Raw genomic sequence first — 13,991 nt, 5'->3', positions numbered from 1 at the left:
GCGCCCTTCTGGAAGCGAGGCGTAGGAGGGCACCGGTGGTGCCTTATGAGCCCGGGACTGTACACCAAAATAACTGGAGCAAAACTGGGCGTCCCGAGTGACTGCTAGCATCCCGGCATGGACGAGCATCTGATCGCTCTCGAGGAGCGCATGCAGCAACTGCAGGAGGCGGTCCGGCAGGCGCTCACGCAACACGATACTTGCCAAGTACGCCTTCTGGGTGCGGAATTGACACGCGCTCAACATGCCTGGGATGTTCTGTGCGGGCTCAGTGGCGCCCCGGACGCGGTCCGGCCGGAGTCCGCGCCGACGGTCACCGAACCCCACCGGGACGCACCCCTGCGCGACCGGGCACCTCACATGCCGCTCTTCGCAAATACCTGGAGTAAAACTGGAAGCCCCGAGTGACTGCTAGCATGCGGGCATGGACGAGCATCTGGTCGCACTCGAGAAGCGCATGCAACAGCTGCAAGAGGCGCTCCGGCAGGCGCTCACACAACAGGACAACGCCCAAGTGAACGTCCTGGGTGAGGAGCTGACACGCACCCGGCACGCCTGGAATGTGCTGTGCGGGCTCAGCGATGTCCCGGAGGTGGCCCAGCCGGAGGTCCAGCCAGAGACCCGGCCCGAGCCCGCGCTGGCAGTCGTCGACCCGAACCAGGGCGTGCCCGTACGCGACCAGGTCCACCAGGCGCTGGCCCTCCTCACCGTCCCCGCCTCGCCCAAACTGCTCAGCCAGGTCCACCAGGCGTTCTTCTCCAGCCCGCTGAACACGGCACGCATGACCACCCTGCGCCGCGACGAGGAACGCTCCTTCCGCTCCGCCCCCTACGGCCGCGCCTACTACATCTGCCCCGCGCTGACCTCCGACCTGCTCTCACCGGCCCGCGCGCTGCTCGCCCTGAGCACCTGGCCACTGGAGCAGCGCCTGGTGGGACCGCTCACCCAGCGCGTCCACTTCCTCACATCGGCCCTGCGGCTCGCGGACGCCGCCGAACACCTCGCCGGCGAGGCCGGGATGCCGCAGCCCGTCCAACAGCTCCTGCTGCACTACAGCCGCAACATCCACGGCGACACCCCCCGGGGCCCGCTCGACCTGGACGCGCTGCGCCGGGCCGCCGCAGCGGAACTGGCGATCCACGCCGACGACGACGCCGACACCCGCGCCGAAGCGGCCCAGCGGGCACGCCAGCAACTCGGCGACGCGGAGCAGATCTTCGGCAATATCCTGCGCAACACCGCCCGCCTGCGCCGTACTTCGTAAACCCACCCCTGCAACCAACACGGCTGTGCCCTGTCCCGCCAAGGAAAACAGTGAGCTCGCTCGACGCACGACTGGGCGCATTGCGCGGAACCGCCCCGCCCATCCCGCACAACGCACGCACCCTGGCGGCGCTGACCGCCAACCCGAGCTGCGACCGCCGCTCCCTGCTGGACGCGGCCGGCATCGACAAAGACGCCCTCGCCGCCCATCTGGACCTCCCGCGGCCGCTGAGAAAATCCCAGCTCGCCCTCGACTACGGCATCGCCTTCGAACGCAAGGTCACCGCCCAGGCCGGAGCCCCCCTGGTGCCGCTGCTCCGCAAAGCCCTGGGCCTGACCCTGCCCGAGGTGTCCTACGAGGACGTCAACAGCGTCGGCAGCGATGACGACAAGTCTTCCCCGCAACTACGCCACGCCCGCACCCGCTCCCTCATCCTCAGCGCAGCACACCGCAGGTCGAAGCCCCGCACCCTGCTCGACCACCCCGTACTGCGTCTGACCGTCGCCGGCCACCAGGTCTACCTCGAGCCCGACGTCATCGCCTTCCAGCTCGACGGGGTCTTCCACGTCGTCGAGATCAAATCCTTCCCCGTCATCCACGGACAGCCCGACCCCGTCAAGGCCACCGCAGCACTGACCCAGGCCGCCGCCTACGTCCTGGCTCTGCGGGAACTCCTCGCCGGCGACGGCCTCCCGCCAGACCGTGTCTCCGACACCGTGATCCTGGTCAACCCGCGCAACTTCACCCGCCACCCCACCGCCACGCCCTTCAGCGCGCACAAGCAGATCAAGAACCTGAGCCGCCACCTCGGCAGGCTGAGGCGCCTGCCCGAACTGCTGGACAACCTTCCCCCGGGCACCACCTTCGACCTGGCGCCCGGCCCCGACCAGAGACCGACCCGGCCCCGCGGTGAACTCGTTGCCGCACTCGTCACCGTGCGGCCGCACTACACCCCTGGCTGCCGCCACCACTGCGACCTGGCCTTTCACTGCCGCACCGAGGCCCTCAACCAGGGCAGGACCGCTGCCCTGGGCACCGCAGTCCGCGACGACCTCGCGGGAATCGACACCATCGCCAAAGCCCTGGACCTCACTGACGGACGCATGCACCCCTCACGGGACCAGCAAGACATCACCCAGGCCCTGCGCCACGCACAGCGCATCCACGCAGACCTCCACACGGACACCGCATGATCCAGCTCACCTCCCTCCTTCGGATGCGCGCCGCCCACGCCGGCAACGCCCAACGCGCCAGCCAACTGCGCCACCTCCACCTCAGCGACCAGCCGCTGATGCTGCTGGCGCTGAAGCAAACCGGCCCCGCCGCACGACCGCTGGCCGTCATGCTGGGCACCGACCCGCACCGCCCCCAGCTCCTGGTCGCGCCGCCCTCGGGCAGCACCGCCCCCATGCTCGCCGCCCTGGCAGACACGGTCACCGCCTACATCAACGCCTGCCAGCGGCACCGCGAACACCTGCCCGCCACCAACAACAAGCCGGCACGCTGGCGCTACACCGACGCCCCCCAGATCCTCGTCCCCAACCCCCAGACCGTGCAGCACCTGAAAGACCTCGGAGACGACCTGAGGTTCCGCAGCGTCGACGACCAGGCTCCCGGCTCCCGGGCCGTCCAGTGCCTGGGACACTGGCTCACCTATCTCACCGACCGCGCCGACCTCCCCGGCTCAGCCGCCCTCATCCCCATGACCAGTTTCCTCGGCATGCACTGGATCAGCGGCCAAAGCCCCTTCGAGGACGAGGACCTGGCCACCCTGCTGGCCTGGATCGACCCGCCCCGCCACGCAGCCTCGGGACGCGACGCCGCACTGGAGGCAGAAGACCCGGCCACCCACCGCCCGGCGGGACCAGCCACCGACGCCCCCTTCGACAACGACCACCTGGCGCCCCTGTTCGACGCCTATGCCCGCGCCCGGCGCCGGGCCCTGGACCACGAGCAGACCCGCACCCTGCAAGAACTCGACCGTCTGCTGGCCACCTACCTGCAGCCCACCTGGGATTTGATGTGGCAGGCCTATACGCTCCTGCAGGCCCTCCCCGAAGCCAAGAGCACTGCACGCCGCTGGGACCACGAACGCACCGTATTCACCGACGAATGCACCTACCTGACCCAGGACGGACGCCCCCGTCCGGCCCGCGACAATGCCATTGCCGCCGCCGTCCGCCTGGCCCGCATGGAACACGCAGCCGTCGCCTTCGCCGCCGAACGCACCGCCGACGACCCCTTCGTACGGGCAGAACTGCGCACCACCGGCAAAGCCTTCGGCGGCACCGTCACCACCATCGACGCGGAACACACCCTGCGCGGCCCCAGTGGACGTACCCAATGGCGGCCCCGGCTCACCGTGTCCACCCCGGACCCCGTGCCGATGGAACCCGGTCAGCTCCTGGCCTGCCACACCTACCGCAGCGCCCGCTACAAGATCTGCGAGGTCACCCCGGCCGACGGCGACACTCTCGTCGAACTTGAGATCACCGCCGGCATGGGCACCATGGACCGCCCCAACCACGCCGTCCTTCCCGACGCCGGCGCCTTCCTCGTCTTCACCATCGCACCCGCCCCCTACCGGATGCCCGAATTCCCCGCACGAGAGCAGACACCCTGGACCCACGGCGGGCCTCCCGCCGACCAGCCGGACCACAGCAACGAGGGCGAGGGCGAGGGCGAGGGCGAGGAAGAACAGTGACACCGCCTCACCGGCCGTCGCCGCAGCAGCAGATGGACCAGGCCGCCCGCGCCGTCCTGGAGCAACTGCCCACGCTCACCCACCGCGGACTCGTCGTGGACTCCCCGCCCGGCGCCGGCAAATCCACCCTGGTCGCCCGAGCCGCCGACACCCTCGCGCAATCCAGCACCCCCTGCCCCGTCATCGCCCAGACCAACAGCCAGGTCGACCACCTCGTGCGGCGATTCGCCCGGCACCACCCGCACCTGAGAACCGCCCGGCTCACCGCAACGGATTACACAGTCCCGCACGACCTGCAGGCACATCCCGGCATCCGCATCGGCACCCGCATCGAAGCCCTCGAAAAGACGGCCGACGTCATCGTGGGAACCGCCATGAAATGGGCCACGGTCACCGACCGCCGATGGCCATGGGCGATCATCGACGAGGCCTACCAGATGCGCTCCGACACGCTTTTGTGGACCGCCGGCATCTTCGAACGGGCCCTCTTCGTCGGAGACCCCGGCCAACTCGACCCCTTTTCCGAGGTCGCAACCGACCGCTTCCACGGCCTGTCCCACGACCCCATGAACAGCGCGGTCGCCGTCCTGCTCGCCAACAACCGCGACCTGCCCGTCCACTCCCTGCCCGTGTCCTGGCGCCTGCCGCCCTCAGCCGTCCCCCCGATCAGCAACGCCTTCTACCCCTCCACGACCTTCCACGCCGGAAGCAGTGAAGCCGACCGCACCCTCACGTTCTCCCCTCTCGACATCCGCACCCCCACCGACGAGGTCATCGAACACGCCGCCCGAACCGGATGGGCACTGTTCGAACTACCGGCCCGCATCACCGGCCAGCACGACGCCGAAGCCTTCCACACCACCCTCGGCATCGCCGACCGGCTGCTGACCCGACGCGCCATCACCACCTGCGAGGCAAACCCCGAAGGCCACGCCCTGCAGCCCGGTGACATCGCCATCGGCACCGCCCACCGCAGCCAGGCCCACGACATCCGCGCGCTCCTGGCCCGCCACTACCCCCAACTGCACGGCGTCACCGTCGACACCGCCAACCGGCTCCAAGGCTGCGAATTCCGCGTCACCATCGTCCTGCACCCCCTCTCCGGCCGCGGCGACGCCTCCGCCTTCCACCTGGAAGCCGGCCGCCTGTGCGTCCTCACCTCACGACACCGCCACGCCTGCATCGTCGTGGCCCGCGCCGGCATCGCCGAACTCCTCGACGCCCACCCCTCCAACGACCCCGTACACCCCGGAGCCGCCTCCAAGGTTGCCGACGGCTGGGAGGCCAACCATGCCGTCCTCGCCCACCTGACCGAGCACACCATCGACGCCCGGGCACAGCCCGGCCGCCGACGCGGATGAGCAGCACGCGCCGGCAGCGTGCGCATCAGCTGGGATGCGGGCACTGTGCATCAGGTTCTGGCCGTCAGGAAACGCCGTCAACAAGCCGGAACCGCTTGCCGACTGTTGGCAGGGTGGCTGGTTTGCACTGGCCCACCATCCCCAAAAAATAAGACAAACGTTCTGTTATTGAGTTAGTGGCTACAGTGCGCCGACTAGGTGGTTGGATGCCGGTGTCCGGTGATGCGACACGTCGTTGGGGATGCAGCGGCTCTGACCGGGCCGCCGACGTGAGGCGCGGTTCGAGGGATGGAGGGCCGGCCAGTGAGTGACCGCAGCGCGATCGAGTGGACCGAGGCGACGTGGAACCCGACGACGGGCTGCGACCGCATCTCCGCCGGATGCGATCACTGCTATGCGCTGACGCTGGCGAAGCGACTGAAGGCGATGGGCTCGGCCAAATACCAGGCCGACGGTGATCCGCGTACGTCCGGGCCGGGCTTCGGGCTGACGCTGCATCCGGACGCCCTGCGGGTGCCGTACGGGTGGAAGAGCCCGCGGACGGTGTTCGTCAACTCGATGAGCGACCTGTTCCATGCCCGGGTGCCACTCGACTATGTGCGGCAGGTCTTCGAGGTGATCACTGAGACGCCACAGCACACCTACCAGGTCCTCACCAAACGCGCCCGACGGCTGCGGCAGATCGCCGGGCGGCTGGAGTGGCCGGCGAATCTGTGGATGGGGGTCTCGGTGGAGAGCGCGAAGGAACTGCCCCGCATCGAGGATCTGCGCCAGGTGCCGGCCGCGGTGAGGTTCTTGTCGTGCGAGCCTTTGCTCGGCCCGCTGAGCGGCCTGGATCTGTCAGGCATCGACTGGGTGATCGTGGGGGGCGAATCCGGGCCGGGGGCCCGCCCCATGGACCTGGCCTGGGCGGCGGACGTGGTGGCCAGGTCCCGACAATCCGGCTGCGCTGCGTTCGTGAAGCAGCTCGGGTCCCGTTGGGGCAAGGAACACAAGGAGATCAGCCAGTTCCCTGCCGCTCTGAGGGTCCGTGAATACCCCGAGGAACGGGTCCACGTCTGATCCGCAGACCAGAGTGCCCCTGGACGGATGCCGTTTCAGGCGGGAAGGCTGACCTGGCTCTTCGTCGTGAGTTTCCCACTGGAGAGCAGGGTCACCTGACCGTTTTGCCGCATCTCCCGTATGGCCTGCAGGGCGTGTTTCGGCATCCAGCGCGAGGTCTCGGCCAGCAGCCACTCGCCCACCGTCTCCACCGTCGCCGGCCCCATAGACAGGCGTTGCGCGACCAGTTCCAGAAGCTCGGTGTCGGCGAGCCCAGCCGCCTGGAACAGGTCGATCTGGCCGTCAGGGATGGCACCGCGTGTGCGCGGGTCGCGGAAACTTTCGCCGTCCCGGTCGTCGACCTTCCACATGGCGTCCTTCATCGCCTTCAGGCCGGCCGTGCTGCCGGTGCCGAAGACGAGGTAAAGAGGCTGTCCGGTACGGGGGACGAGCTCGAACTGCAGCTGGTAGGGGAAGCCCGACCGGCGCAGTGCGTCCCGGTAGGTCGACAGCCACACGCGCCACCGCTCGTCGGGGCGCAGTTCAGCATCCGCGGGCGCCCAGAACGCCCGGCCGCCGAAGACCGTGTCGAGAACATCCGGGTTGAGAAGCCGTTGTTGTACCGAACTTGATGGTCGTGTTTCCCCAGGTCAGGCATGACGTCGAGGTCGGCGAGGCAGGCTCGGGCTGTCGGGTTGTCTCGTCGGTGGAGGTGCCGGATGGCGTCGGTCGTGGGTCTGCTGGAGGAGCGGGAGCTGGCCGCGCGGGAGCGCGTGGAGGGGCTGCGGGAGGAAGCGGACCGGGTGCTGGCCGCGCTCGCGGAGGCGGAGACGGACTGGCAGGAGTGGCTGATCGCTCGGCAGCGTGTGAGCGAGGTCTTGACGGCACCCCGGCGCCCGGAGACCGGCGTGGTTGCCCCCGTCCCGGTCGAGGAGTCTTCCGTGCCGGAGCCGGAGCCAGTGGCCGAGGTGCCCTCCTCAAAGGTGCCCGCGGCGGGTCCTGCCCGGGCGGGTTCGATCGTCCCGGTGTGGCGGCCCGCGCTCACGGCGGATGTCCTCGCGATGGACTACCAGCGCATCCTTTCCGCGCTCGTGGAACGCCGGTCGGGTGGGGACGGGGTGATGACGTGCCAGGAGATCGCCGTCGCGCTCGGGCTGGAGCCGGTTCCGGCGTGCGTGGAGGGGGTACGGTCGAAGATGAAGCGGCTCGCGGACCGCGGCTGGGCCGCCGAGCCGGCGCCGGGCCGGTTCACGCTCGCCGACGGGCCAGCCTGCGGCTCATGAGCATCGTCATCGACCACAGCACCATCTGCTCGTGGACGGCGGACAGCTTCTCGTAGTCGCGCACCAGCCGGCGCGAGCGGAACAACCACGCGAACGTCCGCTCCACGCACCAGCGCCTCGGTAGCACCACGAACCCCGCGACGTCGTCGCTGCGCTTGACGATCTGCACGGTGAGACGGAGCTTCTCCTTCGCCCAGGTGACCAGGCGGCCCGCGTAGCCCCCGTCGGCCCACACCAGCACGACCTTCCTGTAGCGGTCCCGCACGCGCTTCAGCAGGGGTGCGGCCACGTGGCGGTCCTGGACGCTTGCGGTGGTCACCATGACCGCCAGCAGCAGGCCGAGGCAGTCCACCACGATGTGGCGCTTGCGCCCGGGCACCTTCTTCCCCGCGTCGTATCCCCTTGAGGACGCGGGCACGGTGGCCGCGGCCCGTACCGACTGCGAGTCGATGACGGCGGCGGTCGGCTCCGGATCGCGGCCGGCGTCCTCACGCACCAGACCGCGCAAGCGGTCGTGCAGCTCGGCCAGCAGCCCGGTCGCGCCCCACCGGCGCGCGAAGGCGTAGACGCGATCCCAGGCGGGGAAGTCACCCGGCATCGCCCGCCACGTGATGCCGCCCGCCACCAGGTAGCGCACGGCGTCCAACATCTGCCGGTGGCAGTACCCCTCGGGCTGCCCACCCCGGCCCTCCAGCCACGCCGGGACCGGCATCGCGTCCCGCACCACCGCCCACTCCGCGTCCGACATGTCCGAGGGATACCGCGGTTCGCGGTCCGGATGGTCACCCGCGTTCCCGAACCGGTGAGCGAGGCAGTCACACGACCGGGCGGCCGAGTTGGACTCCACCGGCACGGAACCGCAAGACTGCGACACAAGGGCCTCCTGGTCAGGTCGTTCGGACTTCGACAATCCCGAGCTGGACAGGAGGCCCCGCCTTCATGCGCGCCGGAACCAAAAATCACGCGACCGAGTCACCGCACTCGAACTGGCGCCCAACAAGATCGGTACGATAGTTGCGTGGCTCCATCGGTAGGGTGCCAGGTCGGGACGACCACACCCTGACAGGGGCGGTCCAGTGATTGCAGGGAGTGGAGCGATGGCATCGCAAGCGCTGCTGGTCATGGACGTTCAGCGAAGCGTTGTCCCGCGACTCGAGGGACGGGCGGACGGATATCTCGCCAGGATCGGCAGCGTGATCGCGGCAGCGCGGACGGCGCGAATCCCGCTGATCCACGTGGTGGTGCGGTTCCGGGACGGGCATCCGGAGATCAGCCCGGACAACAAACCCTTCGCCCCACTGCTCGGCACGGACGTACTGACCGAGTCCAATCCAATGACCGCCATCCATCCGGCGGTGGCGCCGCTGCCCGACGAGCCGGTGGTGGCGAAGCGCTTCTTCGGCGCGTTCTCCGGCACAGATCTGGACAACGTGCTGCGGGCCCGTGGTGTCGACACCCTTGTTCTGGCCGGCCTCGGCACCAGCGGTGTGGTCTTCGGCACCCTTCGCGAAGCGACTGAACGCCAGTACCGCCAAATCGTCCTGTCCGACGCCTGCGATGACCTCGACCCCGAAGTCCACCAGTTCCTCGTGGACCGTGTCTTCCCCCGCGAGGCTGACGTTCTGACCATCGACGACTGGACGAAGACGCTACCTCAGGGCTCCTGATACCCGGGCCGCTGTGCGGGCTCACACCCACAAGACACTTGCGTGGCGCGCTCCAGATGTTGCGTGGCGTCTGGACGCCAGCGAGCTGCGCAGGAGGCCTCGCCATTCACGCACGCCGCCACCAAAGATCACGCGACCGAGTCGCCGTGCTTGAACTTGTACCCAGCAAGTTCGCTACGACAACAGCTTCTGAGGTTCTCGCGACGGCTGAACCAGTTGGGGCCGAAGGTGGTGACGACCTCGCTGGAGGGATTGCGGGCGATGCGCCTCATCACGTCCAGCGGAACATTGACACTGCCCCAGCTGTCAAAGATACCGAGGATGGGGTGGCCCCAGGCACCCAGCCGGGTCAGCAGGGGCACGCTGTCGGCGCCGGCGTCGCCGCGCTGGACCTCGAGGTGGACCGGCAGGTCACGCAACGGCCCGAAGCGAGCGTGGAGTTCGCCCATCAGATGCTTGTGCCGGGCAGGGTCCTTCTCGATGAAGATCAGGTGCACGCGCCGCGGACTGAGGTGCATGCGGTCGACCGCGCTGTGGTTCAGCAGACGTTCGAGGATGAAGACGGGCGAGCCCGGCTCGCCGTCCTGGTAGCGGCCGGGACCGGCAAACGCGTCAAGGAGCGTGACGCGGGGGCGGGCATAACCAGTGCGCTGGGACGTCTGCAGCAGAATGGGCCACCAGGCATCCAAGTAGCGCTGATACAGGCGGTGTTTGGCGGCTGTCGCCGGTTCCAGCTTCCATAACACACCCATCCCGGCCCCCTCCAGGTCGATGGGCGGGCATGTGCCGGCCGCACCCCTAGGCCATTGATGGTGAGAGCAACCCGGTTCGGTGTAAAGAGCACGTACGAGCCGTCCGCTCCCGTTTGTGCACTGCAGATGCCGAAGCGCGGCGATGCTTCGATCGGTGGTTCGTGAGAGGCGGAAGGACAGGCCAACAGGCTCTTGCTGTGCCCGGTCAAACCACCTCTCCGGGACGCCGCCGGGCCGGTGGCCTCACCCGCGGCCGCGCACCACACCACAAACGATCATGATGCGACGCGCCGACCAGTCACTGTGGCAGGTGTCGCACACGCTCTTGCGCCATCCTCCCTGCCAGTCGTCGCGGGTGCGGATACGGCCGAGCGCGCCGCAGAACTCACAGGTGCGCTCCGCCTCCTCGTCGGCCGGGGCGATCAGACTCCCCAGGATGTCGCCGCTGCCCGGCGGCCCTTCCACGTAGACGCGCAGGCCGCCGAGCTTCTCTTTGAGATCGAGGAGACGGTAGCCGGGAAAGGCCGAGCGGATCTGTTCACGCCCCAGCAGATGTCGCCAGCCCGGCCCCACTGCGTGGATCCGCACAGGGATCTGTACCGGGCGCGCATCAGGGGCAGCGGGGCCGTCAGCCATTGCCCATCCTCGCGCACCGCGCGTTGCTGAGGCTCCGTGCTCTCCCAGTCGATGCTCTCCGACGATGCATGCATACACCTCGTTGAGCAGGCGCTCGCCAGCGGCGTCTGGCACGAGTTCTTCGTCGCTTGCCCCTACGACGAACTGGCCGACTTCCCGGGGCCCGACGACTACCAGACGTGGCTGCGTTCGCCGCCCCAGCCGTCGGAGCATGCACGCCGCGGCCAGGCGAAACGGGCTGCCCGGGTCCAGACCCGGGCCGGGCCTGGACCCGGCTACGAGCACGAGACAGACTCTCGATGGCAGAACGCAACTCACCGCGATGCCTCCGAGTCGGCCGACGTGGACGACCGCGCACACCGGCGGGGACCCGGGACGGAGGCCGCGCCGGTGTGCCGGCGCCCCGCTCACATCAGGCGCTGGGCACGCAACCGGGCCTTGGCACCACCGACCCGTCGTGCCCATCCACGCGCTCTCGTTGTCAGTTCCCCTCCGTAGCCTTGGCACAGAGTCATCTGCGACAGGAGGGCAACGTGGCCCGCAACTCCATCAATCAGCGCGCGATCGAGAAGCACCTCAAGGAGATCGCCAAGGGTTATGAACGCGCGGCCCGGCGAAACCCGATCCGCGTGCCGATCCAGATGGAGGCGTATGCAGAAGGAGGCGCGTTGCCCGGCCGTGACACCGCCGAAGGCGCTCCGGTCCTGTCCCGGCTCCTGCTCTGGCTGGAGGAGCAGGCCCAGCTCAGTTCCGGAAGCTACGTCAACGTGACTCGGTTCGTGGAGGAACACCAACTGGATGGCGAGGACCCGTTGGTGCTTGCCTTCGAGTTGGAGAAAGACGACCTGGTCAAAGTGCTGCGCGCCTATGGGGGCATGCCTCACGTGCATCTCACCGACGCCGGACGCGCCGCGATCCACCGGTTGAAGAAGCTGCGGACAGACCGCGCCGCTCGTCTCCGCTGCACCATGGACGCCTTCCTACGGTGGCTGTTCGACACCGCCGGCAACCAGCAGCCCGCCGACCCGGCCCTCTTTCTCACCTCGCCTGCTGCCTATTTCGCCGGGTCCGCCATTTCCAGCGACGATCTGCACGAGGCTCTCGCCCACCTGGTAGAGCACAAGCTGATCGAACTCATCGACACCGACCCGGCCACGGTCGCCATCACACCCCAGGGCGTCAGCTGCGCCCTGGCAGGAGGAAGCGTGCAGGACCACACCAACCAGCCCCGCCCCGGCACCACGTACAACAACTACATGCCGAACGCCAAGGGCGTCATCATCGGCGAGCAGCAGCACTTCACCCAGAACAACACCGACGGCGTCGACCCGACGCTGTTCGCCCAGCTTGCCGGGTACATCGGCCAGGTCAGCACCACCCTGGGCATGTCCGACGCGGACCGAGCCGAGCTGGAGCGCGTCGCTCAGGACCTCCACACTGAGGCGACCTCCGAGAACCCTGAGCCGGGCCGCCTGCGTCGGTTCGCCACCCAGCTCAAGGACAAGCTTCTGGAGGCCGGTACCACCATCGCGGCCACGATGGGCGTCCAGATGGCGGAGCAGGCCCTCGCCGCGTTGACCCAGTAGACCCGCCGGCAACACCGAAACTCCCGGGGATCAACCACCACATCCCCGGGCCCCCGGCTTGGGACCGCGTGGTTCAACGGGCACCGGTGTCATGGTGCGCCACCTGGTGAGGGCGACCGGGCCGGAGGCCCTCTACCTCTTCGCCAGCAGCTTGGCCGTGCTCACGCGGTCTGCGTCGACGAACGGGTTGCCGGTGACATCGAGGCCGAAGAGCGCGTAGATGTGGCGTAGTGCTTCGTAGGCATCGCGTTCCGGATCGCCCAGGGCCTGCCAGGTGTGGTTCCAGTCGTCGCTCGTGGCCGGCTGCGGAGCACCCCGGAACGGGAAGGCCGGGTCATCACCGGCGGCGAGTACGCGTCCGGGCGGCTGAGTGAAGTCCGAGGCGACGATCCGATGTGTCCATGAGCCGTCGACCAGCGGCAGCACATGCCGGTCGACCAAGCGGAAGTACTCCAGCGTGATCTCGGTCAGCACGAACACGCTGATCCTGCGTGCTCCGCCGTCGTAGTAGCGCTCCATGGCCCAACCCAGCATTTCCGAGGTCGCCGACGCGGCCCCAGTGACCGCCCCGTCCGACTCGACCAGCAGCCCGCGACGGGGAGCGTCGGCCAGCAGGAGACCGCCCTCGCGAGGCTCCGGACGCCTATACACAGAAGCCCAGTTGAAGGCATTGGCGTCCCGGAGCGTGTCCTGGTTGTCCAGGACGTCCCGCAGACCACCGTCGGCATACATGCCCGGGACAAGCCCGCGCGGATGATCGGGGACGCTCTGGAAGAAGAGCACCGGCGTCTCCTCCATACCCAGTGCGGCACGCAGGTCCTCCCGGCTCTTGACGCGGTCCGCGGCCGGAGCGGGCACGGCGGAGCCAGGTCGGCTATGTCGCACGCGCAGGCCGTCGTTCACGAGCCGGTACACCTCATCCGGCGGGAGGAAGGCGGTGGTGTCGCCGTTGCGGATCGGGATCGTCCAGCTGTTCCTGATGAACTGGCCGTCGTCGTTGATCCCGCGCGTGACGAGTGCCCACCGCTCCGACTCGGGCAGCGCCGGCACCTCGAGCACGAAGTAGTGCCCGGCCGCTTCCGGGTCGCCCTCGGGGTGGTCGTACCAGAAGAACTTGACCTTGAGCAGCGGGCGCACGTACTCCGTGAGGACGTCCTTGTAGGAGTCGGTGTTCACCACCTTCTTGTCGAAGGGCGTCACCTTCTCCACGACCTCGTAGAGCTCGTTCGGCCGCTTCTTCGCCTTGAAGCCGCACACGATCAGACCGCCGCCGGCGTTCGCGAACGCTGCTACATCCTTGGCGAGTTCGAACTTGCCCTTGTCGGTGCTCAGGTCGTACGGCCCGTTGGGAGGGACGCTCTTGAAGTCGACCCACTCGCTCTCCGGAGTGCCCACGATCTCGTACGGCTGCTGTGCGGTGAGGTAGGAGACGAGCTGAACCATGCTGTCGGCGGCCATGCCGCCGGAGCCTACGCGCTCGAGGCCATCGTCCGCACCGAGTATCGCGGCGCGCCGACCTGCGACAACTGCCGCGTACACGGGCGTGACAACTGTTGCGAGCCGAATGTCCGCCGTGGAGTTCGCCCACGTCACCGCAGGCGTACGGGCCTTGTGGGGAGCCGGTCTTGCGCGCTGGCGTCGCTGCCTCTGCACCAGCCCGTCGCCGTCTCGACGCGCCGACGGGAGGGGCCTGTCAG

General features: G+C 68.6%; 14 protein-coding genes. 9 read left to right on the top strand and 5 right to left on the bottom strand.

Annotation, left to right across the window (positions count from 1 at the left end):
• The first annotated feature begins 117 nt into the window (after window positions 1-117).
• The 6 genes from PV419_RS40965 (at window position 118) to PV419_RS40940 (ending at window position 6,391) form a co-directional block, all read left to right on the top strand.
• Window positions 118-408 (top strand): hypothetical protein, encoded by a 291-nt coding sequence (locus tag PV419_RS40965; RefSeq protein WP_134043001.1) that lies wholly within the window; start codon window positions 118-120, stop codon window positions 406-408.
• A 16-nt stretch (window positions 409-424) separates the two neighbouring features.
• Entirely contained in the window at window positions 425-1,264 is an 840-nt protein-coding gene (locus tag PV419_RS40960; protein ID WP_319697791.1) for a hypothetical protein, read from the top strand.
• A gap of 50 nt (window positions 1,265-1,314) precedes the next feature.
• The gene (locus PV419_RS40955) at window positions 1,315-2,457 is read left to right on the top strand and encodes a hypothetical protein (protein ID WP_319697790.1); all 1,143 of its coding nucleotides are present in this window, start codon (window positions 1,315-1,317) and stop codon (window positions 2,455-2,457) included.
• Entirely contained in the window at window positions 2,454-3,968 is a 1,515-nt protein-coding gene (locus PV419_RS40950; RefSeq protein WP_319697789.1) for a hypothetical protein, read from the top strand. The genes PV419_RS40955 and PV419_RS40950 overlap by 4 nt, the downstream gene beginning before the upstream one ends.
• On the top strand, window positions 3,965-5,329 hold the full coding sequence (locus PV419_RS40945; protein WP_319697788.1) for an AAA domain-containing protein: 1,365 nt from the start codon (window positions 3,965-3,967) through the stop codon (window positions 5,327-5,329). The genes PV419_RS40950 and PV419_RS40945 overlap by 4 nt, the downstream gene beginning before the upstream one ends.
• Before the next feature lie 303 nt (window positions 5,330-5,632).
• Complete coding sequence (locus PV419_RS40940) at window positions 5,633-6,391, top strand: DUF5131 family protein (RefSeq protein WP_031185868.1); 759 nt, start codon at window positions 5,633-5,635, stop codon at window positions 6,389-6,391.
• Between the two features lie 35 nt (window positions 6,392-6,426).
• Here the strand turns inward: PV419_RS40940 and PV419_RS40935 are convergent, their stop codons facing one another.
• Window positions 6,427-6,888 carry a hypothetical protein gene (locus PV419_RS40935; RefSeq protein WP_319697787.1) on the bottom strand — a complete coding sequence of 154 codons (462 nt, stop codon included), beginning with the start codon at window positions 6,886-6,888 and terminating at the stop codon, window positions 6,427-6,429.
• Between the two features lie 201 nt (window positions 6,889-7,089).
• Between PV419_RS40935 and PV419_RS40930 the strand changes: the two genes are divergently transcribed.
• Window positions 7,090-7,653: a hypothetical protein gene (locus PV419_RS40930; protein WP_319697786.1), complete on the top strand. Its 564-nt coding sequence runs from the start codon at window positions 7,090-7,092 to the stop codon at window positions 7,651-7,653.
• Here the strand turns inward: PV419_RS40930 and PV419_RS40925 are convergent.
• Window positions 7,619-8,401 carry an IS5 family transposase gene (locus PV419_RS40925; protein ID WP_319697784.1) on the bottom strand — a complete coding sequence of 261 codons (783 nt, stop codon included), beginning with the start codon at window positions 8,399-8,401 and terminating at the stop codon, window positions 7,619-7,621. The two genes, PV419_RS40930 and PV419_RS40925, sit on opposite strands and share 35 nt — an antisense overlap.
• 349 nt (window positions 8,402-8,750) lie before the next feature.
• Here PV419_RS40925 and PV419_RS40920 point away from each other — a divergent pair, with 349 nt between their 5' ends.
• Window positions 8,751-9,320, top strand: a complete 570-nt coding sequence (locus PV419_RS40920; RefSeq protein WP_319697783.1) for a cysteine hydrolase — start codon at window positions 8,751-8,753, stop codon at window positions 9,318-9,320.
• Between the two features lie 128 nt (window positions 9,321-9,448).
• Here the strand turns inward: PV419_RS40920 and tcmP are convergent, their stop codons facing one another.
• Window positions 9,449-10,072 carry a three-Cys-motif partner protein TcmP gene (gene tcmP / locus PV419_RS40915; protein ID WP_319697781.1) on the bottom strand — a complete coding sequence of 208 codons (624 nt, stop codon included), beginning with the start codon at window positions 10,070-10,072 and terminating at the stop codon, window positions 9,449-9,451.
• Between the two features lie 243 nt (window positions 10,073-10,315).
• Window positions 10,316-10,708: a hypothetical protein gene (locus PV419_RS40910; RefSeq protein WP_158817263.1), complete on the bottom strand. Its 393-nt coding sequence runs from the start codon at window positions 10,706-10,708 to the stop codon at window positions 10,316-10,318.
• A 533-nt stretch (window positions 10,709-11,241) separates the two neighbouring features.
• Here PV419_RS40910 and PV419_RS40905 point away from each other — a divergent pair.
• Window positions 11,242-12,294 (top strand): hypothetical protein, encoded by a 1,053-nt coding sequence (locus tag PV419_RS40905; protein ID WP_319697778.1) that lies wholly within the window; start codon window positions 11,242-11,244, stop codon window positions 12,292-12,294.
• A 132-nt stretch (window positions 12,295-12,426) separates the two neighbouring features.
• Here the strand turns inward: PV419_RS40905 and PV419_RS40900 are convergent, their stop codons facing one another.
• Window positions 12,427-13,752: an ATP-binding protein gene (locus PV419_RS40900; protein WP_319697776.1), complete on the bottom strand. Its 1,326-nt coding sequence runs from the start codon at window positions 13,750-13,752 to the stop codon at window positions 12,427-12,429.
• Window positions 13,753-13,991 lie beyond the last annotated feature (239 nt).

The sequence above is a fragment of the Streptomyces sp. ME19-01-6 genome (assembly GCF_033793745.1).
Classification (GTDB): Bacteria; Actinomycetota; Actinomycetes; order Streptomycetales; family Streptomycetaceae; genus Streptomyces.
The sequence above is the reverse complement of the archived record's forward strand: the minus strand, read 5'-3'. Positions and strand labels throughout refer to the sequence as shown.